This window comes from Streptomyces sp. NPDC001914, assembly GCF_042891215.1.
Taxonomy (GTDB): Bacteria; Actinomycetota; Actinomycetes; order Streptomycetales; family Streptomycetaceae; genus Streptomyces.
Map to the genome: position 1 here is coordinate 844503 of NZ_JBIASW010000002.1, position 22061 is coordinate 866563.

The window sequence follows — 22061 nt, forward strand, 5'->3', positions numbered from 1 at the left end:
GCGGCGGATACAACCCCTTCCGGAAAGTTTTTTTTGATTCCTCGGTGTCGGCTGAGTCACAGCCGTACTTCCATGGGGTGGACCGTGGTCTAAACGTTCGAGTGAAAGGAGTTTGGGCCCTTCCACTCACACAATCACACGCAGTGCACGGCGTACGCCTGTGAACGTCACGCTTGTACGCAGTCCCAGATGGTCGCCGTCCATCTGAAGGGGGAGCGGGACCTTCGAATGCAAGGTGAAGTCCGCCATGTCATGCAGGGTGACGGCGTGCTTGCCGTGGGGTCCACGCTCGGGGGACGAAGTGAGCAACTGGGTGGCATACCGGGCGACGGCGGGCGTCGACATGCGGCTGAGCGCGAGTACGTCGAGTCCGGTATCGAACGAGGCCTTAGGTGTCGCGTACACCGGACGATTGCCGAGAAACGTCCACGGCGAGGTGTTGCAGACGATCGACAGGACCAGATCGGTGACCGGGTCGGCGCCGGGGCGCTCCAGGGTGATCACTCCGTGCCGGCGGTGCGGATCGTCCAGAAACTGCCGCAGCACCTGGCGCAGATACAGCGCATGCGTGGACCGCCGGCCGAGCTCGCGCTGCTGTTCGACCCGCCCCACGACACCCGCGTCGAAGCCGAGGCCGGCGCAGAAGGTGAACCAGCGGGAGGGGACGGACTCGTCCTCGGTGCCGGGGGTGCCCGCCGCCAGACCGAGGCCGACCGTGCGCTCGCGCTCCTCGCGCAGCGCGTCCAGCAGGGCGCCGGTCGCCTCCACGGGATCGTTCGGCAGGCCGAGGGCGCGGGCGAAGACGTTGGTGGAGCCGCCGGGGACCACGGCGAGCCCGGGCAGGCGGTCGGGGTCGGGGCCCCGGTGCAGCAGACCGTTCACGACCTCGTTGACCGTGCCGTCCCCGCCGAGGGCCACGACCAGGTCTATGTCCTCGCTGTCGGCGGCCTGCCGGCCGAGGTCCCGGGCGTGCCCGCGGTACTCGGTCATGACGACGTCCAGCTTCATCTCACTGGCCAACGCGTGGATCAGGACGTCGCGCGTGCGCGCACTGGTGGTGGTTGCCGCCGGATTGACCACGAGAAGTGCACGCATGCGATGCAGCGTACCTACTGAGTGGTACTCGTCCCAGACCGAGGTAGGGATCAAGTAAGAGTCCGCAGGTGGCGGCGGGGTGCGGATTCGGCCCGGCGAGACTCCCGCCGCCCTGCGGTTCCCGGCCCGGGGGGCATCCGGGCCTCCGGATGCGGCGGCTACTCTTCGGGGGTGAGCCGTGAGCAGAACCCCACCCCTGACGCCCCCCACTCCGACGCCCGTCCCGGACGGCTGACCGCCGCCGCGGCGCTGGCCGCGCTGGAGGGGGCCGCCCTCGTCGCGGGCGGCATCTGCGTCCTCGTCCTCGGCCTCACCGGCAACCCCGACAACCGGACCCAGGCCGTCACCGGCGGCGTCACGCTGGTCGCGCTCGCGCTGCTGCCGCTGCTCGCCGCCCGCGGACTGCTGCTGCGCCGCTCCTGGAGCAGGGGCCCGGCCCTGGTCACCCAGATCATGGCGCTGCCCGTCGCCTACACCCTCCTGCGGGCCGACAGCGTCGCGATCCCCGCCGGCATCGCCCTCGCGGTCGTCGCGCTGACGGCCCTGGTGCTGCTGGCCAACCCGGAAACGACGCGGGCCCTCGGCATCCGAGGGCCCGGCGGCGACGTACGCGAAGAGAAGTAGCGCGGCTCACTCCTCGACGAGGAGCTTCTCCCGGAGCTGGGCCAGCGTGCGGGCCAGCAGCCGCGAGACGTGCATCTGCGAGATGCCGACCTCCTGCGCGATCTGCGACTGGGTCATGTTGCCGAAGAAGCGAAGGAGCAGGATCCGCTTCTCCCGCGGCGGCAGGTCCTCGAGGAGGGGCTTCAGCGACTCGCGGTACTCGACGCCCTCCAGCGCCTCGTCCTCGGCGCCCAGGGTGTCCGCGACCGCCGGGGACTCGTCGTCGGTGTCGGGGACGTCCAGGGACAGCGTGGAGTACGCGTTGGCGGACTCCAGGCCCTCCAGGACCTCCTCCTCCGAGATGGCCAGCTTCTCGGCCAGCTCGTGGACCGTCGGCGAGCGGCCGTGGAGCTGGGAGAGCTCCGCGGTCGCCGTCGTCAGCGCCAGGCGCAGCTCCTGGAGACGGCGCGGGACGCGCACCGCCCAGCCCTTGTCGCGGAAGTGCCGCTTGATCTCGCCGACCACCGTCGGGGTCGCGTACGTCGAGAACTCGACACCGCGCTCCGGGTCGAACCGGTCGACCGACTTGATCAGCCCGATCGTCGCGACCTGGGTCAGGTCGTCCAGCGGCTCACCGCGGTTGCGGAAGCGGCGGGCCAGGTGCTCGACGAGCGGCAGGTGCATGCGGACGAGCTGATTGCGCAGCTCCGCGTACTCGGCGCTGCCGTCCTGCAGCTTGCGCAGCTCGACGAACATCGCCCGCGCCCCGCTGCGGTCCTGCGGGTCGTGCCGCTCGCCCGGCGTGTGCTGGATCCGCAGGGCGTCCTGCACACCCTGCGCGTCCTTCACACCCTGCTCGTCCTGCGCGCCCTGCCCGGGCTCCCGCTCGTGCTGCGCGCCCTGCACGTTCTGCTCCGCGTCTCGCTCGTGCTCGCTCATAGTCCCGCCCGTCACCATTTCCCGAGCTCGAGGCTCTTCCCCCGTGTCCTCGGCCGCGCTCGAACCGGGGGGACCTCCCCGGACGGGGAAGGCTCCCGGCTGCGCCGCTGCCGCCGAGGAGACGCCGATCTCCGGATGCGGCCGGGCCTGTTCGGGGATGCCGTCGACGCCGTCCGCCGTGTGCCGCGGCCCACCCGGACCGTCGGCGCGCTCCGCGGGAGGCTCCCGTGTGCCGCGCTCTTCGTCCCGCACCGGCCCGTCCCCGTTCCTCACGCCGGCCCGGGTCCCGCGCCGCGTTGTTTGTAGAGGCTGATCGAAACGGTCTTGTCCTCGGCGACGGTGGAGTCGACCTTGCCCGCGAGAGCCGACAGGACGGTCCACGCGAACGTGTCACGTGACGGAGCGTGACCGTCGGTGGTCGGCGCCGAGACCGTGACCTCCAGCGAATCGTCGATCAGCCGGAAGACACAGCTGAGCACCGAACCGGGGACGGCCTGCTGCAGCAGGATCGCGCAGGCCTCGTCCACCGCGATGCGCAGATCCTCGATCTCGTCGAGGGTGAAGTCCAAACGGGCCGCCAGCCCGGCCGTGGCCGTACGCAGTACCGACAGGTAGGCACCCGCGGCCGGCAGCCGGACTTCCACGAAGTCCTTCGTCGCGGGCTCGCCTGCGATCTGGGACACCCTCACCTCCATGGTGGTACAAGCTCATTCGAGCTCTTTCGGGGGCCGAGGGTCGCCCCCCGGGGTAACGCGCTACGTCGTTCTGCGGTGACGCTACCGCGCTCCCGACTTTCCTGTCCTGGGGACCCCGCCCCTTGCTGTCACTCATAGTAAGCCCATGAGTACGGACAGTGGCTAGAGGTCTACGGCCCCAAATAGGAAGAGCGCGCGCCGGGTTGACGTACCCAGACGTCAGACGCTCGAACCGTCCCGATCGGGAGTCACGCGCGTACGTGATCCACGGCTCAGACGAGGACGTGGTCCACGAAACACCAACGCCAGTCCTCCCCCTGCTCGAACGTGCGCATGATCGGATGGCCGGTGGCGTTGTGGTGCTCCGAGGCGTGCCGCAGTGGTGAGGAGTCGCAACAGGCGAGATGCCCGCACTCCAGACACAGCCGAAGCTGCACCGGGTGCGTACCGGCGGCCACGCACTCCAGGCAGGTCTCGCTCCCGGGGTCGGGTTCGGGCTGCGGCAGCGCGTCGGCGTGCGTGCACTGTTTCATGATTGCCAGGTTACGTCGGGCGTGCGGGACACCGCGCGCAATTGCCGGGCGTGCGGGGGACCGCACGGAAGAACGAGGGTGGGCGGAAGACGATGGACGTGTTGCCACTGCTGTTGCTGGTCGCGGGGAGCGCGGCGGTCGCCGGGGCGGCCCGTCGCACCCCCGTCCCGGCACCCCTGCTGATCGTCGCCGTGGCCCTGGCGGTCTCGTACGTCCCCGGGGTGCCCGCGTACGAGCTCGACCCCGACGTCGTGCTCCCGCTGGTGCTGCCGCCGCTGCTCTACACGGCGGCCACCGACAGCTCCTATCTCGACCTCAGGGCCCAGCTGAGGCCCGTCGCGCTGCTGTCGGTCGGCTACGTCCTCTTCGCGACCCTCGTGGTCGGCTGGGCCGCCTATCTGCTCGTGCCGGGTCTGCCGCTGCCCGCGGCGCTCGTCCTCGGCGCCGTGGTCGCGCCGCCGGACGCGGTCGCCGCGACGGCCGTGGCGCGCCGGGTGGGCCTGCCCTCGCGGCTCACCACGATCCTGCAGGGCGAGTCCCTGGTGAACGACGCGACCGCGATCACCGCCTACAAGGTGGCGCTCGCCGCGGCGGTCGGCGAGGGCGCGACCTGGGCGGGCGGCATCGGCGAGTTCCTGCTCGCGGCGGTCGGCGGAGTCGCCGTCGGGCTCGTGCTGATGATCCCCATCCACTGGCTGCGCACCCACATGAACGAGGCGCTCCTGCAGAACACCCTGTCCCTGCTGATCCCCTTCGTCGCCTACGGCATCGCCGAGCAGTTCCATGCCTCCGGAGTGCTCGCGGTGGTCGTCGTCGCGCTCTACCTCGGACACCGCTCCTGGGAGGTGGACTTCGCGACCCGGCTCCAGGAGGAGGCGGTGTGGAAGATGGTCGCCTTCGTCCTGGAGTCCGCGGTGTTCGCGCTGATCGGACTCCAGCTCCCCGTCGTCCTCAAGGGCCTCGGATCCTACGAGGGGACGACCGCCGCCTGGTACGCCCTCGCCCTCTTCCTCGTCGTCGTCGCGACCCGGTTCATGTGGGTGTACCCGGCCACCTTCCTGCCCCGCCTGCTGTCGGCGCGCATCCGCGAACGCGAGGCCAACCCCACCTGGAAGGGGCCGTTCATCATCGGCTGGGCCGGGATGCGCGGCGTCGTCTCGCTCGCCATCGCCTTCTCGATCCCGCTCACCGTCGACGGCGGCGACCTCTTCCCCGAGCGCAACCTGATCCTCTTCCTGACCTTCACCACCGTCATCGGCACCCTGGTCGTGCAGGGCCTGACCCTGCCCCCGCTCATCCGGCTGCTGAAGCTGCCGGGACGCGACACGCAGGCCGAGACGCTCGCCGAGGCCAACGCCCAGGCACAGGCGTCCCGCGCGGCCGAGGCGCGCCTCGACGAACTCCTCGCCGACGAGCGCAACGCCCTGCCGCCGCCGCTGACCGAGCGCCTGCGCTCGGTCATGGAGCGGCGCCGCAACGCCGTCTGGGAGCGGCTCGGCGCGGTCAACCCCGTCACCGGCGAGACCGCGGACGACACCTACCGCCGTCTCTCCCGCGAGATGATCGGCGCCGAGCGTGACGTCTTCGTCAAGCTGCGCGACCTGCGCTACATCGACGACGAGATGCTGCGCACGCTGCTGCGCCGGCTGGACCTGGAGGAGGCGGCGGCCTACCGGGAAGCGGCCTGAGGCGCGGCCTCGGGTGCGGGGAACGGCGCCCCGGTGATCACCGCGGCCACCGTCGTGCCGCGCGGGAACGCCCCTTCCGCGGCGAGGGCGACAAGTCCGTAGAGCATCTTGGCGACATAGAGACGTTCGACGGGCAGTCCGTGCCGCTGCTCGAAGTCCTCCGCGAAGGCGTCGAGTTCGGGTGTGGTGCGGGCGTAGCCGCCGAAGTGGAAGCGGTGGTCGAGGGACCAGGTCCCGCGCCGGCCGCCGAACGCGTCCTCCTGGAGCGCCGCCGTGTCGGCGTCGAGGAAGCCGCCCCGCAGGACGGGGACGCCCAGCGCCCGCTGGCCCGGGGCGAGACCGGCGGCCATCCCCGCGAGGGTGCCGCCGGTGCCGCAGGCGAGGGCGGCCACGTCGACGCCGTCCGTGTCCCGCAGTTCCTCGCCGAGTGCCCGGCAGCCGCGTACGGCGAGGGCGTTGCTGCCGCCCTCGGGCACCACGTACGCGTCCTCGGTGCCCGTCGCGCGCAGGATCCCGGCCAGCGTCCCGGGGTCCGTCTTGTGCCGGTACGTCGATCTGTCGACGAAGTGGAGGCGCATGCCGTCGGCGGCGCAGCGGGCCAGGGAGGGGTTGAGGGGGCGGTCGGCCAGCTCCTGGCCCCGGACCACGCCCAGCGTGGGCAGTCCGAGGAGCCGGCCCGCGGCGGCGGTGGCGCGCAGATGGTTCGAGTAGGCCCCGCCGAAGGTGACCAGCGTGCGGCCGCCCGCCGCGTCGAGGTTCGGCGTCAGCTTGCGCCACTTGTTGCCGATCAGCTCCGGGTGGATCAGATCGTCCCGCTTCAGCACCAGCCGGACCCCCCGCCCCGCGAAGCGGGGGTCCACGGCCTCCACGACGGGCGACGGAAGCCGCGGCGGGGTGCCACCGGGGCCGGGCGGGGCGTCGTGACCGATCACCCGTTCATTGTCGGACACCTGTCCGGGGAGCGCCGGACGCGGGGGCAGGGGGACGGGCCGGACGGGGGTCCGGGCGCGACCCGGTGCACCCGGGGGCCCGGCGGACGGCCGGGTGTGCGGACGGCCGGGTGCTCGGCGCGGGGCGGGGCCGACGCTCCGTCCGGGGGTGACGGTCGGACACGGGGTCCGGGAGGGTGGTCGTCCGCCGGGCCCGGCGTCGGTCCCGGTGCCCGGCGGCTTAGTTCACTTCAGGAGTTCGCGGACGCGCGCCCGCAGGGAGTTCATCGTGAAGCCGCGCGGGTCCACCTTTCCCGGCTGCCACTCCAGGTGGCCGATGACCGAGCGTTCCGTCCAGTCGTGGAACCGGCAGATCGCGGCGCAGACCTTGGCGATGGCGTCGAGCTGCGCCTCGGGCCACGGGTCCCTGCCGTCGCCGAGGTTCTCGCACTCGAAGCCGTAGAAGTGGCGGTTGCCGTCGGTGTTCGCCTCGTTGTCGTGCGGCAGCGCCTTCTCGGCGATCACCGCGCGCAGCACGTCGTCGTCGCCGAGCCCCGCGTGGTTGGCGCGGCCGTAGCCGACCAGGTGGACGACGCCGTCCTTGGTGATGACCCCGTGGCACAGCGGTCCGGGCAGATCCTCGCGGCCCTCGCGGCACAGCCCGACCGTGAGCGAGCTGCCCGAGGTCACCGTGTGGTGGATCATCACCCCGTGCACCGGCCCCCACGGGCCCTTGTGATTGCGGTTGTGGTGCTCCCAGTCGCCGACCTCGACGACATGGACGCCTTCGTCCCTGATCCGGTCCAGGAACCTGCCCGCGGACATGGGCGATGCCATGGCCGACTCCTTCGCGCTGTACGCCGGCCGCCCTGCCGCGGCCGTCTGGTACCGCAGCTTCTATAACCGGCCGGGTGGCCGGAACCAGCCGTTCGTACAGCGTGCGAGCCGATCCGGTCAGCCGCGGCGCGGAGCGGCCGCCTCTGCCCAGCTCCGGAGTGATCCATTCCCCCTCATTCGTGTAATGGCATCAGCACACTCCGTGATGAAAGGCTTGGCCGCGAAGATCAGTGCACGACCGGGAGGGCAATTTTCATGTCGGTAGGCGAAGAGGTCCGCGCGGAGCAGAACCGTCCGCAGCAGAGTCTCGGCACATCAGCCGCGCGGAACCTGGCCACCACCACCAAGTCCGCGCCACAGATGCAGGAGATCAGCTCGCGGTGGCTGCTGCGCATGCTTCCGTGGGTGAACGTCCAAGGTGGCACGTACCGCGTGAACCGGCGGCTCAGCTACTCGGTGGGCGACGGCCGAGTGACGTTCGTCAAGACCGGGGACCGCGTCCAGGTCATCCCCGCGGAGCTCGGAGAACTGTCCGTACTGCGGTCGTACGAGGACCCCGAGGTACTGGGTGAGCTCGCCCAGCGGTGCCAGCAGCGGGAGTTCGCCCCGGGGGAGGTGCTGGCCTCGTTCGGCAGCCGGGCCGAGGAGGTGTTCCTCCTGGCGCACGGCAAGGTCGAGAAGATCGGCACCGGCCCCTACGGAGGCGACGCGGTGCTCGGTGTCCTCGCCGACGGCGCGTACTTCGGCGAACAGGCGCTCATCGACCCGGAGGCCATCTGGGAGTACACGGCCCGCGCGGTGACGGCGGTGACCGTGCTCGTGCTGCCCCGCCAGGACCTCGAAATGGTGGCGGAACGCTCCGAGTCCCTGCGCGAACACCTCACGGAACTGCGCGCGATTCCCTCGCAGCGCACCAACAAGTACGGCGAGAAGGAGATCGACCTCGCGGCCGGCCACACCGGCGAGCAGGACATCCCGGGCACCTTCGTGGACTACGAGGCGTCCCCGCGCGAGTACGAACTGAGCATCGCCCAGACCGTCCTGCGGCTGCACACCCGTGTGGCCGACCTCTACAACCAGCCGATGAACCAGACCGAGCAGCAGTTGCGGCTCACCGTGGAGGCGTTGAAGGAGCGCCAGGAGCACGAGCTCATCAACAACCGCGAGTTCGGCCTGCTCAACAACTGCGAGTACGACCAGCGGCTCCAGCCCCACGACGGAGTGCCGAGCCCGGACGACATGGACGAACTGCTCAGCCGCCGGCGCGGCACCAAGCTGTTCCTCGCCCATCCGCGCGCGATCTCCGCGTTCGGCCGCGAACTGAACAAGCGCGGGCTCGTCCCCGAGAGCATCGAGGTGGCCGGCAACCGCATCCCGACCTGGCGCGGGGTGCCGATCTTCCCGTGCAACAAGATCCCGGTCAGTGACGCCCGTACGACCTCGATCATCGCCATGCGAACCGGCGAGGCCGAACAGGGAGTGGTCGGGCTCCAGCAGGCGGGCATCCCGGACGAGATCGAACCGAGCCTGTCGGTGCGCTTCATGGGCATCAACGAACAGGCGATCATCTCCTACCTGGTGACGGCGTACTACTCGGCCGCCGTCCTCGTGCCGGACGCGCTCGGCATCCTGGAGAACGTCGAGATCGGCCGATGGCGGTGACGACCCGGACGCGGCAGGGACCGGCCGGGATTCCCGGCGGACGCCGTCCGCCGGGACCCGCGGACCGACGGGTTCCCGGCGCGAGGCCCGCGGAGAGACCGGGCGCGCACGGCCCGCTCGACGCCTCGGAGGCCGCGGTCGTCCTGGAACGGGCGCGGGCCTGCGTCGACCCCGAACTGCGCCGGGCGCTCGACTCGCTGCCGGGCTCGATGCGCCGGATCGCGCTCTACCACTTCGGGTGGGAGCAGGCGGACGGCACGCCCGGGGCGGGGAACGCCGGCAAGGCCATCCGGCCCGCGCTCGTGCTGAGCGCGGTCCAGGCCCTCGGCGGACAGCACACGGCGGCCGTACGGGCGGCCGCCGCGGTGGAGCTGATCCACAACTTCACCCTGCTGCACGACGACGTGATGGACCGGGACACCACCCGCAGACACCGCCCCACCGCGTGGACCGTGTTCGGCGACGCCGACGCGATCCTCGCCGGGGACGCCCTGCAGGCCCTGGCCCTGCGGATGCTGGCCGAGGATCCGCACCCCGCGTCCTCGGCGGCCGCCGCCCGGCTCGCGGGCTGCGTCGTCGAGCTGTGCGCCGGACAGCACACGGACACGGCCATGGAGAAGCTCGGCCCGCAGGAGGTCACCCTCGACGAGTGCCTCGCCATGGCCGAGGCGAAGACGGGCGCCCTGCTCGGCAGCGCCTGCGCCATCGGCGGGCTGTACGCGGGGGCGGACGCCGAGGACGTCGAGGCGCTCGACGCCTTCGGCCGGGAGGCGGGGCTCGCCTTCCAGCTCATCGACGACGTGATCGGGATCTGGGGAGACCCGGGCCGCACCGGCAAACCGGCGGGAGCGGACCTCGCCGTCCGCAAGAAGTCGCTGCCCGTGGTCGCCGCGCTCACCTCGGGCACCCCGGCGGCCGCCGAACTCGCCGAGCTGTACGCGGCGCCCTACCGGGAAGGAGAGCTGGAGCGCACGGCGCTGGCCGTCGAGCGGGCGGGCGGGCGTGACTGGGCCCAGGTCCAGGCGGCCGACCGGATGTCCCGGGCGATGCACGAACTGTCCCGCGCGGTCCCCGACCCGGAGGCGGCGGGCGGCCTCCTCGCACTCGCCGAGTTCGTCACGCGGCGCAGCAGCTGACCGGTCCCGCGCTCCGGTCGAGGGCCCCGGAACCCCCGGGCACCGCACGGAACCTGACATCCGCGCGGTGCCCGGCTCCGGAGGGGCGGGCCCCGCACGGCCCCACGGCGTGCGGGCCCCGCACCGCAGGCCCGCGCCCCGCGCCCGCTCCGACGTCGGACCCCGCCGGCCGGGGGCGCTCGCGTACCCCGGGGGCGGTGGACCGGCGCGCAGGCGTATTAGGCTCAACCGCCGTACGGTCGAGGCTGGTTGGGGCGAAGGGTGGGGCTGGTCATGGGTGTGGCGATCCGGGTGGCGGGCGAGGCGGACCGGGAGCTGGTCGTCCGGCTGCTGGACGAGGCCTTCCAGGACGATCCGGTGAGCAACTGGGTCTTCCCCGACCCGGCGCGGCGCCGCGCGAAGCACCCCCGTCTGATGGCGGCGTTCACCGATGTCGTGCTCGCCGAGGGGCGTGTCGATCTGGCCGAGGACGGTTCGGCGTGCGCGCTGTGGCTGTCCGTCCCCGCCACCGGGAACCACGAAGGCGACGGTGAGGGCGAGGAGGCCGGCGAGGACGGTCCCGCGCAGCTCCGCGAGGCCGTCGACCCGGACAACGAACGCGTCGAGCTGATCGGCCGGCTGACGGCCGCCGTCCACCCCGAGGGGCGGGCTCACGAATACCTGTGGATGATCGGGGTCATGCCGCAGCGCCAGGGCGAAGGCCTCGGCGGCGCGCTGATCGAGGCGGTCCTCGACCGATGCGACCGTGAGGGGGTGGCCGCCTACCTGGAGGCGAGCAACGCCCGCAGCCGCGCCCTGTACGAACGGCTCGGGTTCGCCCTCGCGGGCCGCCCCCTCGACCTGCCGGACGGCCCGCGGATGTGGCCGATGTGGCGCGAACCCCGTCCGGCGGGAGCGGCGCAGGCTTAGCGGCGGCCGGACGCGCCCGGTGCGGGGCGTACGACCGGAACCCGGTGCGGGGCGTACGACAGGAAGCGGTGGGGAGGCCGTCCTACCCTGAAGGCATGGGCACGGATGAGCATGTATGTCCAGAATGCGGGCAACCGGTCGCCACGATCGTGCACCGGTACAAAACCCTGGGCGCCTGGGTGCCCAAATGGGGCCCCGGACCCTGCCGCAACCCTGACTGCGCCGCCTACGCGGACGAGCCCGGCCACGGACACGCCCAGGACCAGGCCCAGGGGCACGGACACGCCCAGGACCAGGAGAACGGGCACGATGTGCCGGAGGAAGCCGCGGCGGAGCAGTCCTGACGCGCACCGGCCACCGCGGTACGACGTCGTGGAAAGCCGCGCGGAGAACGTGTAGAGAAACGCGGGCCGGCTCCGACGTCCCCTGTGAGAGCCGCCCACCACGGGCGGTCCGAGCCGAGGAAGCCGAAGGAGCGGACTCATGAAGTACCTGGTGATGGTGCAGGGCACACACGCCGACTACGAGGCCATGCGGGGCAAGGCGTCCGAAGGGTCCCCGGCCTGGAGCGAACGGGAACTGCAGGCCATGTACGCCTACATGGGCGCGATCGGCGACGACCTCTCCGAATCCGGCGAACTCGTCGACGCCCAGGGCCTGACCGACCCGGCGCTGGCCCGTCAGGTGTCCCTGGGCCCGGACGGCAAGGCCGTGATCACCGACGGCCCGTACAGCGAGACCAAGGAGCTGATGGCCGGCTACTGGGTGGTCGACTGCGCGAGCCTGGAGCGGGTCACCGAGATCGCCGAGCGGGTCACCGGATGCCCCGGTCCGAAGGGCCAGACCGGCCGCCCCGTCGTCATCCGCCCCATCCAGGACGGGGCCGGGGACATCTGAGCGGGATGAGGGGCACGACCGAGGTCGAGGACCTGCTGCGCCGCCACGCGCCGCAGGTCCTCGGCGCGCTCGTCCGCCGCTACGGGCACTTCGACGCCGCCGAGGACGCCACGCAGGAGGCGCTGCTCGCGGCCGCCCGGCAGTGGCCCGGGAAGGGAGTGCCGGACAACCCGCGCGGATGGCTCATCAAGGTCGCCTCGCGGCGGCTCGTCGACACCCTGCGCGCGGAGGAGGCACGGCGGTTGCGGGAGGAGAAGGCCGCGGCGCTGACACCGCGGGACGCCTTCACGGCGCCGCCGCCGGGCGCGGACCGCGCCCCGTCGCAGGACGACACCCTCTCCCTCCTCTTCCTGTGCTGCCACCCCGCCCTGTCTCCGGCCGCGCAGATCGCCCTCACCCTGCGCGCGGTCGGCGGCCTGACCACGGCGGAGATCGCGCGGGCCTACCTGGTGCCCGAGGCGACCATGGCGCAGCGGATCAGCCGGGCCAAGCAGCGGATCCGCGGCGTCGGACTCGCCCGTCCCGACCACTGGGAGGAACGGCTCCCCGCCGTCCTGCACACCCTCTACCTGATCTTCAACGAGGGCTACACGGCGATCTCCGGCACGGCGCTCCAGCGTGCCGAACTCGCCCGTGAGGCCATCCGGTTGACCCGAACGGTCCGGCTTCTGCTGCCCGAGGACGGCGAGGTGACCGGACTGCTCGCGCTGATGCTGCTCACCGACGCCCGGCGTGCCGCGCGGACCGGCCCGCACGGAGAACTCGTCCCCCTCGACGAACAGGACCGCGCCCGCTGGGACAAGGCGGCGATCGAGGAGGGTGTGGCGCTGGTGACCGAGGCCCTGGCGCTGGGTCCGGCCGGCCCCTACGCGCTCCGGGCCGCGATCGCCGCGGTCCACGACGAGGCGCCCTCGCCGCCGGAGACGGACTGGACCGAGATCCTCGGCCTGTACGACCTCCTCGTCCGCCGGGTCCCCGGCCCCGTCGAACGCCTCAACCGCGCGGTCGCCGTGGCCATGGTGCACGGACCGCGCGCCGCCCTCGCCGAACTCGACCGGCTGGAGGGCGAGTCGGCCGGGCACAGGCTGGATGCCGTCCGGGGCCATCTGCTGGAACGGGCGGGCGACCCGGAGGCCGCGCGGAACGCCTACGCCTCCGCCGCGGCCAAGACCCTCAGCCTGCCCGAGCGCCGCTATTTGGAAGTGCGCGCGGCACGGCTGCGGCCGTAGCGTGGTCCGCATGTCCGAACCTCTGCTGCATCTGACCGAGCGTTCCCTGTGGGACGCGGCCCGTGCGTCGGGCACCTTCGAGATCTCCACCCGCGGCCGGACGCTGAAGGAGGAGGGCTTCATCCACTGCTCGCTGCGGAACCAACTCCCCGCCGTAGCCGCGATGGTGTACGGCTCCTACACCGGGCCCGACGAGCTCGTGGTCCTCGTCATCGACGCCGAACGGCTCACGGCGCCGGTCCGCTTCGAGGCGATGGAGCCCGGCGGGGAGGAGTTCCCCCACGTCTACGGGCCGCTCGACGTGGACGCCGTCGTGGACGTGGAGGTCTGGGGCCGGGGCGGGGCGGCCTCGGCGTGAGCGTGCCGGGGGGACGACGCCGGATGTGGCGCCTGATCCTGGTGGTGTGGGCGGTCGCCGTGATCGGAGGGGGCGTCCTCACGCTCCGGCTCCAGGCCTCGGCGGAGCCGCCACCGCCCACCGGTTGGTACTCCGTCGAGCAGGGCGGCCCCGGGGACCCGGCAGCGTCGCCCTCCTCCGAGCCCCCTACACCCCCTTGTCCGAGCGCGAGTGGCGGCCGGCCCGTCGTCTGCGTCTACGCGACCGGTCCCTAGGGCAGATGAGTCGACACGACGGGGCCCTGGGGCAGGCTGCCCGTCGCGGGATCGCGGCCGGTCAGGCAGTACGTGCCGCCGGCGGGGTCCCGCATCACCGTCCATCGCGCGCCCCGGCCGACCGCCGTCGCCCCGAGGGCTTCGTGCCGGGCGCGGACCGCGTCGACGTCCGAGCAGGCGAGGTCCAGATGGGCCGAGGTGGGGCGGTCGGTGCCGAGGCGCTGCAGCAGGATGCGCAGCGGCAGCCCGGCGGGCGGCCTGATCACATGGAACTCCGGGAACGCTCCGGGGAAGGACTCCCACCCCGTGAGCTCGCCCCAGAAGACCGTCTCGGCCTCGTACACGCCCGGCGCCAGGTCGATGCTCACCTGGTCCAGCCGGCTCGTCGTCCCGTCCGGTCCCTCGGTCACCGGCGGCCGCTCCGACTCGCCGTTCCACGGCACCGCGCAGAACAACTGCCCTCCGGGGGACCGGAGTACGGACCAGCCGTCGTGCTCCGCGACGACCCCGGCACCGAGCCGCAGCGCCCACTCCACCAGGGCCGGCACGTCCTCCGCGGACAGGCAGACGTGCGCGCCCCCGGACCCCTCCCGGATGCCCTGCGCCTTCACGTACGCGTCGCCCTCGGCGGGTAGCAGCGTCACGAACTCGCCGCGCTCGCCCCGGCGTTCGGACGGCTTCGTGCCGGTGACCGCCGTCCAGAAGCCGAGGGCCCGTCCGAGGTCCGCCGCCGGCCGGTCGACGAAGACGTGGGTCCACCGGATGGCCGGCCTCGCGGTCACCGGGGCATCACCCGCTCCGCCGTCCGTGCGGTTCACAGCGCCTCCTCGGCGATCAGCGTGCGCAGCGACGTCTTCATCCGCGCGACGAAGGAGTCCCGGACCTCGGGGGAGAGGACGTCCAGGGAGAGATACGGGTTGAGGTCCTCCAGCTCGACGAGCAGCAGCTCGCCGCCGGGGGCCCGGCAGGCGTCGACGCGCTGGATGCCGTACGCGATGTCGTTCCACTCGATGAACCGCTGGGCGAACCGACGGTCCTCGTCGGTGGGTTCATAGGGTTCCAGTGCCCAGCGCCGCTCCGGGTCGGGCGCGTACAGGGCGTACTGGAGGGTGTCGTCGACGAAGTAGAACGAGACCTCGTAGCGGAACTCGACGCGCGGCTGGACGAGGAGAGGGCCGAACGGCAGCGCGGCGAGCCGCTCGCGCGGCACGAACTCCAGACCGATGGAGTCCGCCCCCTGCTTCGGCTTCACCACGTACATCTCGGCCTCGGGCAGCAGGTGCAGGTCCTCGGCGCGGTCGACGGTCGGGATGACCGGGAACCCGGCCGCGGTCAGCTCCAGCAGATAGCCCTTGCCGGCCATGTCCCCCTTGCCGGAGAGCTGGTTGTAGACGCGGACGCCCTCCGCGAGCGCCCGTTCGCGGAAGGCGTCGTACGCGGCCTGGTAGTGCAGGACCGGCCCGCTGTTGCGTACGACCACCGCGTCGAAGCCGGTCATCAGCGCGGCCGCGTCCAGCGGGTGGCAGACGGCGATGTCGAACTCCTCGCGCAGCCGCGAGGTCAGGGCGATGTCCTCGTCGCAGTACCGCCGCCCCTTGGCCGGATAGGCCAGGTCGCTGACGAACAGGACGCGGGGGCGCTCGGACGGCACGGGTGGCTCCTCGAAGGGCTCGGAGAATTCGCTCCGCGGGCGGATCGTGCCCGCGGACCACGGACGTAGTGTCCCTCCCGGGCTACCCCGCCCCCGAGCCGCCCCCTCCCGGGTGCTCCCGCCCCCGAGCCGGCCCCGAGCCGCCCCCGGCCGGGCGCCGCCCTGCCGCCGGTCGCCCGGGTCGGCCGGTCGCCGGGGTCAGCCGGCCGTGCGCTTCTGCGCGAAGCGCAGGAGGTTGCCCGCCGGGTCGCGGAACGCGCAGTCCCGCAGGCCGTACGGCTGGTCCTCGGGCTCCTGGACGACGTCGGCGCCCGAGGCGCGGACCCGCTCGAAGAGTTCGTCGCAGTCGGTCGTCGAGAAGATCACTCCGCGCAGCATGCCCTTGGCCAGCAGGGCGGCCATGGCCTGCTTGTCCGCGGGTGAGGCGTCCGGGTCCGCCGCCGGCGGTTCCAGGACGATCTCCACGTCCGGCTGGAGCGGCGAGCCGACGGTGACCCACCGCATCCCCTCGAACCCGACGTCACCCCGGACCTCCAGGCCCAGCACGTCACGGTAGAAGGCGAGCGCCTTGTCGTGGTCGTCGACGGAGATGAAGCACTGGGACAGTTTCAGATCCATGTCTCCAACCTAGGCCGTGAGCCGGAACGGCGGGTCGGGAAAGCGGGGGACCCTCTCACAGGCGTGTGCCCGGTTCCGCCTCCGGGTTGGGGTGGCGGGCCGGGCGGGTGAGCCGGCGGGCCACGCAGGAGGGAATGGGGGCGCCGTGGTCGTGCGGCCGGGCCCGGTAGGCGCTCGGCGTCTCGCCCACCAGCTCCGTGAACCGCGAGCTGAACGAACCGAGCGAGGTGCAGCCCACCGCGAAGCAGACCTCGGTCACCGTCATGTCGCCGCGCCGCAGCAGCGCCTTCGCGCGCTCTATGCGGCGGGTCATCAGGTAGGTGTACGGCGTCTCGCCGAACGCCTCCCGGAAGCTGCGCTGGAAGTGCCCGGGCGACATCAGCGCGGTGCGCGCGAGCGTGGCCATGTCCCACGGCTCCGCGTACTCGCGGTTCATCCGGTCGCGTGCCTGCCGCAGCCGGACCAGGTCTTCGAGCGGTCGGGGATTCGCCACGTCCCCAGAATGGCACACGGACCGCCGCCCCCCGGGGGATCACTGGCCCGGGGGACGGCGGTGGTCGTGCGTGCGCGGGGGTGTCCGTGCCGTCAGGCGGCGAGGACCTTGGCCTTGGCCGTCTCGAACTCCTCCGCCGTGATGTGGCCGTGGTTCTTGAGATCCGCGAGCTTCGCCAGTTCGTCGGCCTTTCCGGTGCCGGTGGAACCGGCGGTCTCACGGATGTAGGCGTTCATGTCCTCCTGGCTCTTCTGCATGCGCTTCATCTCGCGCTCACCCATGCCGCGGCCCCGCGCGATCAGGTACACGAAGATGCCCAGGAAGGGCAGGATGACGACGAAGACGCACCAGCCGGCCTTGCCCCAGCCGTTCAGCTCGTCGTCGCGGAAGATGTCCCCGATGACGCGGAACAGCAGCATGAACCAGAGGATCCAGAGGAAGAACCACATCGTGGTCCAGAAGACCTGCAGCAGGGGGTAGTCCGCTGCCAGATTGACCGTCGAGCCGTTCATGGTCGAACTCCTGTCGGTTGTGCGACATCTCCGCGAGCGTTGCCTGGGTGTCGGGCGGATCGAACTGTCGCCGGGCGCCGGGTCGCGATCTCGGGGATTCCGCGCAGGCCCGGCCGTCGTGGGTTCGCGGCCGGCCGGCAGGGCCTGGCGGGTCGGTGCGCAGAGCGCGGTGGTGCGGCGGACGGTGACGGTGCCGCGGTGTCCGCCGCGGACAGACGCTCGAAGGAGGGGGGCGAGCGGGACCCCCCGGACACACGGGACGGGCCGTGACGACGCCGTCCGGTGTACTCGGCGTGATCGGTGCGGTGTCAGGGTCGTCCGGGGGCGGCACCGGCCGTGCGGGCGGCGTGCGCCGCGCAGGCCCCATGGGCCGCGGCGCCGCGGAGGACCGTTCGGGGTCCTTCGGGCCGTGGCGGACGGGCCCCGGGCACGGCACACCCGGCGCGGGCCGGATCTGCCGCTGGATGCAGGCCATGAGCGGTGCCCTCTCTGACGCCCGACGTCTTGCTCCGGCTCCAGAGTGCGGTCACCCCCCGCCCCGCCGGATCACCCTTCGCGGGTGAGCTCGCGCACCGGCCGCCGCGCCCCCCGCGTCACCCGCTGAAAGGGCCGGAACCGGCTCCGGGGAGTGCCGGCCGGTGCCGTCCGCTCACCCTCCGGGGATTCTCGGGGCCCTTTCCGGGTCCTTTTCCGGCTGTTTCCCGTGCCCGGCGGGCAGGGTGCCGGGGCGGAGGAGGAAGGTGGAGGGGCGAGGGTGTGAGCGGGAGTGTTCGGGGCCGGGGGCAGGTCGCCCGCACCGGGGGATGCCACATCGGTGCGCGCGGCCGACGATGGCAGGGCATCGCAGCGGACCCGCGCCCCGGCCCCGAGGGAAGTGCTCGTATGCGCTACGAATTCCGCATCGCCGGCCTTGTTTCGGACACGCTCGCCTCGGCCTTCTCCGAACTCGACCGGGTCCGTACGAAGGAACAGACCCTGTTCTTCGGCACCGTGATCGACGACGCCCATCTCTACGGACTGCTCACCCGGTTCCAGGCCCTGGGCCTGCGGGTGATCGAGATGCGCCAGCTGCCCGTGTGACCGGGGACGCCCGTCGCCGCGGACGGCCCCGGAAAGCAGTGCGCACCCGGACCGTCGGGCCGCCGGGAGCGGCGGCCCGACGGTCCGGGTGCGCACAGGAGGGGCGACGCGATCCGCGCGGAGGCGGTTCGGGCGGCCCGGACGAAGGTCAGGCCTTCTTGGTCTCCCAGAAGATCTTGTCGATCTGGGCGATGTAGTCCAGCGCCTTCTGGCCCGTCGCCGGGTCGGTGGACGCCTTCGCGGCCGAGAGGGCCTTGAGGGTGTCGTTGACCAGCTGGTGCAGCTCCGGGTACTTCTCGAAGTGCGGGGGCTTGAAGTAGTCGCTCCAGAGCACCGAGACGTGGTGCTTGGCGAGCTCGGCGCGCTGCTCCTTGATGACCGTGGCGCGAGCCTGGAAGTGCGGGTCGTCGTTGCCGGCCATCTTGTCCTGGACGGCCTTGACCGACTCCGCCTCGATGCGGGCCTGGGCCGGGTCGTACACGCCGCAGGGCAGGTCGCAGTGCGCGCTGACCTTGACCTTGGGGGCAAACAGGCGGGAGAGCATTGAGCTGTCCTTCCTCGTGATCGTCTTCTCAGGTGGGACATTACTCCGTGGGAGAGGGGATTTCGCGGGTGCCCCCATGGGCTTACGTCAAAAGTCCGGGGTGAAACTGGGACTGGTGGAGGATAGGACCGGGGAGGTGCCGTTGATGCCGGAGCTGTCGCAGGAGACCGAGCGGGGAAAGGCTCTGCTGCCGTTCGGGGCGGCTGAGGTGACGGGCCCTTCGATGGTGCCCACACTCCAGCACGGGGATCGGCTGGTCGTTCAGTGGGGTGCGCGGGTGAGGCCGGGCGACGTCGTCGTCCTGCGGCATCCGTTCCAGCAGGACCTGCTCGTCGTGAAGCGGATCGCGGAGCGGCGCGAGGGCGGCTGGTGGGTGCTCGGGGACAACGCGTTCGCGGGCGGGGACAGCACCGACTACGGAACCGTCCCCGAGGAACTCGTCCTCGGGAAGGTGCGGTTCCGTTTCCGCCCGCCGGCAGCGGGTCAGCGGTCGCCGTTCGCCGTCGTCCGCTGGGTGCTGGTGGCCGCGAGGCCCGTGCTGCCCGCCCGGTCCGCCTCCAGGCGCTTGCGGGCGCGGTAGGCCGCGACGTTGGCGCGGGTCGCGCAGCGGTCCGAGCAGTACCGCCGGGAGCGGTTGGTCGAGGTGTCCAGGTAGGCGTTGCGGCAGGGCGCGGCCTCGCACAGGCCGAGCCGGTCCACGCCGTACTCGGTCAGATGGAAGGCGAGGCCCATCGCCGCGATCGCCGCGTAGCCCGCGGTCGCGTTCGACGGGTGGTCCGCCAGGTGCATGTGCCACAGCGGGCGGCCGTCGTCGTCGCGGTGGTCGTGCCCCGAGATCTGCGGGCTCACCGGGAACTCCAGGAGCAGTGAGTTCAGCAGGTCCACGGCGAGCGTCTCCTCGCCGCCGGCCGCCGCCTCGAAGACCGCGCGCAGCCGCCCGCGTACCGAACGGAAGCGGGTGACGTCGGCCTCCGTGGCGCGGCGGGCCGCCGAGGCATTGCCCCCGAACAGGTCACGGACGGCCTCGACGGAGGTCAGCGAGTCCTTGCCCCGGACCGGTTCCTCGGTGTTGACGAGACGGACGGCGTAATCCGAGTAATAGGCCAGTTCCACTTGTAGTCCTTACGGAGGCGCTCTATCGTCGTGACGGTGGTCAGGTAACAGCTGATCGCGCTTACAGGGTATTACGTGGTCGACTGGAGGAGGGGCTTTCATGGCCATCGGCACCGGAACCGACTGGCAGGCATGGCAACGGAGCTGGGACCGGCAGCAGGAGTGGTACATGCCGGACCGCGAGGAGCGCTTCCGGGTGATGCTCGACATGACCGAGGCGCTCGTCGGCCCCGAACCCCGCGTCCTCGACCTCGCCTGCGGCACCGGCACCATCACCGCCCGGCTGCTCGCCCGCTTCCCCGGAGCCACCAGCACCGGCGTCGACCTCGACCCGGCCCTCCTCGCCATCGCCGGGGGCACCTTCGCCGGCGACGACCGGGTCACCCTCGTCACCGCCGACCTCAAGGACCCGCGGTGGCGCGACCGGCTGCCGTACGACACGTACGACGCCGTCCTGACCGCCACGGCCCTGCACTGGCTGCACAGCGAACCCCTCACCGCCCTCTACGGCCAGATCGCCGAACTCGTCCGCGACGGCGGTGTGTTCATGAACGCCGACCACATGGTCGACGAGACGACACCCCGCATCAACGCGGCCGACCGCGCCCAGCGGCACGCCCGGATGGACCAGGCCAAGCAGGTCGGCGCCCTCGACTGGGCCGAATGGTGGGAGGTGGCCGCCCAGGACCCCGTCCTCGCCGGACCCACCGCGCGCCGCTTCGAGATCTACGGCGAGCACGCCGACGGCGACACCCCGTCCGCCGACTGGCACGCGCGCGTGCTGCGCGAACAGGGCTTCGGCGAGGCCCGCCCGGTGTGGCGCTCACCCTCGGACGCGCTGGTCCTCGCGGTCAAGTAGGCCCCCCGCGAACCCTGTTGGAGGCGGTACGGAGAATCCGTACCGCCTCCACTGCGTCCTGCGGCACCTCCCGCCGCACTGGAGGGGTGAGGCGGTCCGCGGGCGCGGGCCGGAAAGGGGGCGGGATGACGCGCGGCGAGGAAGCCGCTCTGCACGCTTTCGTGGAGTGCAGGCGGTCGGCGCTGTTCCGCAGCGCCTATCTGCTGTGCGGCAATCGCGACGAGGCCGAGGACCTTGTCCAGACGACCCTGGTGAAGGTCGTCCTCGGCGCGCGCCGGCACGGCGGACGTCTCGAAAGTCTCGAGGCGTACGCGCGCAAGACGCTGGTCAACACCTTCATCTCCGCGCGCCGCCGGTTCTGGCGGCGCGAGCACGCGTACGGCGACGTGCCGGACGTGGCGGGGCGGTCGGTCGACAGCGACACCGGACTCATGGTGCGGGCCGCGCTCGCGGAACTCACACCCAAGCAGCGGGCCGTGCTCGTCCTGCGCTACTGGGAGGACCTGAGCGTGGCCGCCACGGCCCAGGTGCTCGACATGCGCGAGAGCACGGTCAAGAGCCACACGGCCAGGGGACTCGCGGCGCTGAAGGCCGCGGTGCGGGAGGAATACGCGTGAATCAGGAAACGGCGGAGGCGGAGACGGAGCACGTCAGGGACCTGCTCGCACGCGCCGTGGACGAGATCCAGGTGCCGATGGGCCGCGGCAGCGAGGCGGTCTTCGCGAAGGCCGCGCGGGTGCGGTGGCGCCGGCGCGCGACGGTGACGGGCGCCGTCGCGGCAGCCGCGGCGGCCGGTCTGCTCCTCGGCCCCGGCGTGCCGGGCGCCGGGCACGGCGCGAGCGTGGCGAACTCGCCCACCGCGGCCGACCGTGCCACCAAGGCGGGCCGCTTCGCGAAGCTGCTTCCGCCCGGGACCGGGAGGATCAGCGAGATCTCGCTGGCGCGTGTCATGAAGCAGTCGCAGAGCATCGCGCTGCCGAAGCCCCTGGGCCGGTACGGCGGCGACTACGCCGTCACCCGGCCCGAGGGCGTCGGCTACATCAGCGTGCACATCGCCACCCGCTCGGAGACCGACACGGGGGCGGGCGGTGCGGGCCCGGAGAACCCCTGCAAGGACGCTGCCAAGGACGGGCGCATCGACTGCACCACCCAGAAACTCTCCGACGGCGCGCTGCTGGGCGTCTGGGAGACGCCCGCGGCCGACTCCGACCTGGCCCCGGAGCCTGCCGGGGGCCGGGAGTACGACGCGGTCCTGCGGCTGACGGACGGCCGGTCGCTCACGGTACGGGCCAGCACCGGTTTCCACGGCAGGGGCCGGCTCGGGCCCATGCTCGTGAATCCCCCGCTGACCCGGGCCCAGCTCACCGCGCTGATCCAGAACCCCGCCCTCCTGAAGTAGCGGGAAGCGAGGGACGACGGGGGGAGCG

Annotated in this window: 27 protein-coding genes; 14 read left to right on the forward strand and 13 right to left on the reverse strand. The window is 72.2% G+C overall.

Features of this window, described 5'->3' with window-relative positions:
* Nucleotides 1–126: 126 nt before the first annotated feature.
* The gene (locus tag ACFYYF_RS08765; protein WP_361694586.1) at nt 127–1095 is read right to left on the reverse strand and encodes a diacylglycerol kinase family protein; all 969 of its coding nucleotides are present in this window, start codon (nt 1093–1095) and stop codon (nt 127–129) included.
* 171 nt (nt 1096–1266) lie between these two features.
* Between ACFYYF_RS08765 and ACFYYF_RS08770 the strand changes: the two genes are divergently transcribed.
* A complete protein-coding gene (locus ACFYYF_RS08770) occupies nt 1267–1719 on the forward strand; it encodes a hypothetical protein (protein WP_361694584.1) in 453 nt (150 codons plus the stop codon).
* Between the two features lie 6 nt (nt 1720–1725).
* Here the strand turns inward: ACFYYF_RS08770 and ACFYYF_RS08775 are convergent, their stop codons facing one another.
* From ACFYYF_RS08775 to ACFYYF_RS08785, 3 genes are all read right to left on the reverse strand, one after another.
* The gene (locus tag ACFYYF_RS08775; RefSeq protein ID WP_388772761.1) at nt 1726–2910 is read right to left on the reverse strand and encodes an RNA polymerase sigma factor SigF; all 1185 of its coding nucleotides are present in this window, start codon (nt 2908–2910) and stop codon (nt 1726–1728) included.
* Nucleotides 2907–3320, reverse strand: a complete 414-nt coding sequence (locus ACFYYF_RS08780; protein WP_054228129.1) for an anti-sigma regulatory factor — start codon at nt 3318–3320, stop codon at nt 2907–2909. The genes ACFYYF_RS08775 and ACFYYF_RS08780 overlap by 4 nt, the downstream gene beginning before the upstream one ends.
* Before the next feature lie 284 nt (nt 3321–3604).
* The gene (locus ACFYYF_RS08785; RefSeq protein WP_361694580.1) at nt 3605–3865 is read right to left on the reverse strand and encodes a UBP-type zinc finger domain-containing protein; all 261 of its coding nucleotides are present in this window, start codon (nt 3863–3865) and stop codon (nt 3605–3607) included.
* 92 nt (nt 3866–3957) lie between these two features.
* Here ACFYYF_RS08785 and ACFYYF_RS08790 point away from each other — a divergent pair, with 92 nt between their 5' ends.
* Complete coding sequence (locus ACFYYF_RS08790; protein ID WP_388772765.1) at nt 3958–5553, forward strand: Na+/H+ antiporter; 1596 nt, start codon at nt 3958–3960, stop codon at nt 5551–5553.
* On the opposite strand, the gene ACFYYF_RS08795 is transcribed toward ACFYYF_RS08790, so the two are convergent.
* Both ACFYYF_RS08795 and ACFYYF_RS08800 read right to left on the reverse strand, forming a co-directional pair.
* Entirely contained in the window at nt 5535–6482 is a 948-nt protein-coding gene (locus ACFYYF_RS08795; RefSeq protein ID WP_388772998.1) for a 1-aminocyclopropane-1-carboxylate deaminase/D-cysteine desulfhydrase, read from the reverse strand. The genes ACFYYF_RS08790 and ACFYYF_RS08795 overlap by 19 nt on opposite strands.
* A gap of 246 nt (nt 6483–6728) precedes the next feature.
* Nucleotides 6729–7319 carry an N-acetylmuramoyl-L-alanine amidase gene (locus ACFYYF_RS08800; protein WP_361694576.1) on the reverse strand — a complete coding sequence of 197 codons (591 nt, stop codon included), beginning with the start codon at nt 7317–7319 and terminating at the stop codon, nt 6729–6731.
* Between the two features lie 255 nt (nt 7320–7574).
* Between ACFYYF_RS08800 and ACFYYF_RS08805 the strand changes: the two genes are divergently transcribed.
* The 7 genes from ACFYYF_RS08805 (at nt 7575) to ACFYYF_RS08835 (ending at nt 13510) form a co-directional block, all read left to right on the forward strand.
* Nucleotides 7575–8981: a family 2B encapsulin nanocompartment shell protein gene (locus ACFYYF_RS08805; RefSeq protein WP_388772768.1), complete on the forward strand. Its 1407-nt coding sequence runs from the start codon at nt 7575–7577 to the stop codon at nt 8979–8981.
* Entirely contained in the window at nt 8972–10117 is a 1146-nt protein-coding gene (locus ACFYYF_RS08810) for a family 2 encapsulin nanocompartment cargo protein polyprenyl transferase (protein WP_388772770.1), read from the forward strand. Before ACFYYF_RS08805 ends, ACFYYF_RS08810 begins: the two co-directional genes overlap by 10 nt.
* 273 nt (nt 10118–10390) lie before the next feature.
* Nucleotides 10391–11026 (forward strand): GNAT family N-acetyltransferase, encoded by a 636-nt coding sequence (locus ACFYYF_RS08815; protein ID WP_388772773.1) that lies wholly within the window; start codon nt 10391–10393, stop codon nt 11024–11026.
* 95 nt (nt 11027–11121) lie between these two features.
* On the forward strand, nt 11122–11370 hold the full coding sequence (locus tag ACFYYF_RS08820; RefSeq protein ID WP_388772776.1) for a hypothetical protein: 249 nt from the start codon (nt 11122–11124) through the stop codon (nt 11368–11370).
* Nucleotides 11371–11509: 139 nt separating this feature from the next.
* Entirely contained in the window at nt 11510–11923 is a 414-nt protein-coding gene (locus tag ACFYYF_RS08825; protein WP_388772779.1) for a YciI family protein, read from the forward strand.
* A 5-nt stretch (nt 11924–11928) separates the two neighbouring features.
* Complete coding sequence (locus ACFYYF_RS08830; protein ID WP_388772781.1) at nt 11929–13152, forward strand: RNA polymerase sigma factor; 1224 nt, start codon at nt 11929–11931, stop codon at nt 13150–13152.
* A gap of 10 nt (nt 13153–13162) precedes the next feature.
* Entirely contained in the window at nt 13163–13510 is a 348-nt protein-coding gene (locus ACFYYF_RS08835) for a DUF952 domain-containing protein (protein WP_388772784.1), read from the forward strand.
* A gap of 250 nt (nt 13511–13760) precedes the next feature.
* Here ACFYYF_RS08835 and ACFYYF_RS08840 read toward each other — a convergent pair whose 3' ends face one another.
* The 5 genes from ACFYYF_RS08840 to ACFYYF_RS08860 all read right to left on the reverse strand — a co-directional run bounded on the left by ACFYYF_RS08840 (nt 13761) and on the right by ACFYYF_RS08860 (nt 17038).
* A complete protein-coding gene (locus tag ACFYYF_RS08840) occupies nt 13761–14582 on the reverse strand; it encodes a VOC family protein (protein WP_388772787.1) in 822 nt (273 codons plus the stop codon).
* The gene (locus ACFYYF_RS08845; protein ID WP_388772789.1) at nt 14579–15415 is read right to left on the reverse strand and encodes a hypothetical protein; all 837 of its coding nucleotides are present in this window, start codon (nt 15413–15415) and stop codon (nt 14579–14581) included. Before ACFYYF_RS08845 ends, ACFYYF_RS08840 begins: the two co-directional genes overlap by 4 nt.
* Before the next feature lie 198 nt (nt 15416–15613).
* Nucleotides 15614–16033 carry a VOC family protein gene (locus ACFYYF_RS08850; protein ID WP_355764829.1) on the reverse strand — a complete coding sequence of 140 codons (420 nt, stop codon included), beginning with the start codon at nt 16031–16033 and terminating at the stop codon, nt 15614–15616.
* Between the two features lie 55 nt (nt 16034–16088).
* Nucleotides 16089–16469 (reverse strand): helix-turn-helix transcriptional regulator, encoded by a 381-nt coding sequence (locus ACFYYF_RS08855; RefSeq protein ID WP_103551613.1) that lies wholly within the window; start codon nt 16467–16469, stop codon nt 16089–16091.
* A 149-nt stretch (nt 16470–16618) separates the two neighbouring features.
* Nucleotides 16619–17038 (reverse strand): SHOCT domain-containing protein, encoded by a 420-nt coding sequence (locus ACFYYF_RS08860; RefSeq protein WP_361694555.1) that lies wholly within the window; start codon nt 17036–17038, stop codon nt 16619–16621.
* An 882-nt stretch (nt 17039–17920) separates the two neighbouring features.
* Here ACFYYF_RS08860 and ACFYYF_RS08865 point away from each other — a divergent pair.
* Nucleotides 17921–18118 (forward strand): hypothetical protein, encoded by a 198-nt coding sequence (locus ACFYYF_RS08865; RefSeq protein ID WP_339131415.1) that lies wholly within the window; start codon nt 17921–17923, stop codon nt 18116–18118.
* A 148-nt stretch (nt 18119–18266) separates the two neighbouring features.
* Here the strand turns inward: ACFYYF_RS08865 and sodN are convergent, their stop codons facing one another.
* Nucleotides 18267–18662, reverse strand: a complete 396-nt coding sequence (sodN, locus tag ACFYYF_RS08870; protein ID WP_053662116.1) for a superoxide dismutase, Ni — start codon at nt 18660–18662, stop codon at nt 18267–18269.
* 145 nt (nt 18663–18807) lie between these two features.
* Between sodN and sodX the strand changes: the two genes are divergently transcribed.
* Nucleotides 18808–19242: a nickel-type superoxide dismutase maturation protease gene (gene sodX / locus ACFYYF_RS08875; RefSeq protein ID WP_361683503.1), complete on the forward strand. Its 435-nt coding sequence runs from the start codon at nt 18808–18810 to the stop codon at nt 19240–19242.
* Here sodX and ACFYYF_RS08880 read toward each other — a convergent pair.
* Nucleotides 19146–19775 (reverse strand): CGNR zinc finger domain-containing protein, encoded by a 630-nt coding sequence (locus ACFYYF_RS08880; protein ID WP_361683471.1) that lies wholly within the window; start codon nt 19773–19775, stop codon nt 19146–19148. The genes sodX and ACFYYF_RS08880 overlap by 97 nt on opposite strands.
* A 100-nt stretch (nt 19776–19875) precedes the next feature.
* Between ACFYYF_RS08880 and ACFYYF_RS08885 the strand changes: the two genes are divergently transcribed.
* The 3 genes from ACFYYF_RS08885 (at nt 19876) to ACFYYF_RS08895 (ending at nt 22033) form a co-directional block, all read left to right on the forward strand.
* Entirely contained in the window at nt 19876–20634 is a 759-nt protein-coding gene (locus ACFYYF_RS08885; RefSeq protein WP_361683469.1) for a class I SAM-dependent methyltransferase, read from the forward strand.
* A 125-nt stretch (nt 20635–20759) separates the two neighbouring features.
* On the forward strand, nt 20760–21251 hold the full coding sequence (locus ACFYYF_RS08890; protein ID WP_388772795.1) for a SigE family RNA polymerase sigma factor: 492 nt from the start codon (nt 20760–20762) through the stop codon (nt 21249–21251).
* Nucleotides 21248–22033 carry a hypothetical protein gene (locus tag ACFYYF_RS08895; RefSeq protein ID WP_388772798.1) on the forward strand — a complete coding sequence of 262 codons (786 nt, stop codon included), beginning with the start codon at nt 21248–21250 and terminating at the stop codon, nt 22031–22033. The genes ACFYYF_RS08890 and ACFYYF_RS08895 overlap by 4 nt, the downstream gene beginning before the upstream one ends.
* Nucleotides 22034–22061: the final 28 nt, after the last annotated feature.

Bases quoted from the DNA above. Each gene is read 5' to 3' on its own strand.
- ACFYYF_RS08865 (WP_339131415.1), top strand. From the start codon at position 17,921: ATGCGCTACGAATTCCGCATCGCCGGCCTTGTTTCGGACACGCTCGCC.
- ACFYYF_RS08805 (WP_388772768.1), top strand. From the start codon at position 7,575: ATGTCGGTAGGCGAAGAGGTCCGCGCGGAGCAGAACCGTCCGCAGCAG.
- ACFYYF_RS08790 (WP_388772765.1), top strand. From the start codon at position 3,958: ATGGACGTGTTGCCACTGCTGTTGCTGGTCGCGGGGAGCGCGGCGGTC.
- ACFYYF_RS08810 (WP_388772770.1), top strand. From the start codon at position 8,972: ATGGCGGTGACGACCCGGACGCGGCAGGGACCGGCCGGGATTCCCGGC.
- ACFYYF_RS08825 (WP_388772779.1), top strand. From the start codon at position 11,510: ATGAAGTACCTGGTGATGGTGCAGGGCACACACGCCGACTACGAGGCC.
- ACFYYF_RS08885 (WP_361683469.1), top strand. From the start codon at position 19,876: ATGGCCATCGGCACCGGAACCGACTGGCAGGCATGGCAACGGAGCTGG.
- sodX (WP_361683503.1), top strand. From the start codon at position 18,808: ATGCCGGAGCTGTCGCAGGAGACCGAGCGGGGAAAGGCTCTGCTGCCG.
- ACFYYF_RS08855 (WP_103551613.1), bottom strand. From the start codon at position 16,469: ATGAACCGCGAGTACGCGGAGCCGTGGGACATGGCCACGCTCGCGCGC.
- ACFYYF_RS08830 (WP_388772781.1), top strand. From the start codon at position 11,929: ATGAGGGGCACGACCGAGGTCGAGGACCTGCTGCGCCGCCACGCGCCG.
- ACFYYF_RS08850 (WP_355764829.1), bottom strand. From the start codon at position 16,033: ATGGATCTGAAACTGTCCCAGTGCTTCATCTCCGTCGACGACCACGAC.
- ACFYYF_RS08890 (WP_388772795.1), top strand. From the start codon at position 20,760: ATGACGCGCGGCGAGGAAGCCGCTCTGCACGCTTTCGTGGAGTGCAGG.
- ACFYYF_RS08815 (WP_388772773.1), top strand. From the start codon at position 10,391: ATGGGTGTGGCGATCCGGGTGGCGGGCGAGGCGGACCGGGAGCTGGTC.
- ACFYYF_RS08785 (WP_361694580.1), bottom strand. From the start codon at position 3,865: ATGAAACAGTGCACGCACGCCGACGCGCTGCCGCAGCCCGAACCCGAC.
- ACFYYF_RS08765 (WP_361694586.1), bottom strand. From the start codon at position 1,095: ATGCGTGCACTTCTCGTGGTCAATCCGGCGGCAACCACCACCAGTGCG.
- ACFYYF_RS08800 (WP_361694576.1), bottom strand. From the start codon at position 7,319: ATGGCATCGCCCATGTCCGCGGGCAGGTTCCTGGACCGGATCAGGGAC.
- ACFYYF_RS08860 (WP_361694555.1), bottom strand. From the start codon at position 17,038: ATGAACGGCTCGACGGTCAATCTGGCAGCGGACTACCCCCTGCTGCAG.
- ACFYYF_RS08835 (WP_388772784.1), top strand. From the start codon at position 13,163: ATGTCCGAACCTCTGCTGCATCTGACCGAGCGTTCCCTGTGGGACGCG.
- sodN (WP_053662116.1), bottom strand. From the start codon at position 18,662: ATGCTCTCCCGCCTGTTTGCCCCCAAGGTCAAGGTCAGCGCGCACTGC.
- ACFYYF_RS08820 (WP_388772776.1), top strand. From the start codon at position 11,122: ATGGGCACGGATGAGCATGTATGTCCAGAATGCGGGCAACCGGTCGCC.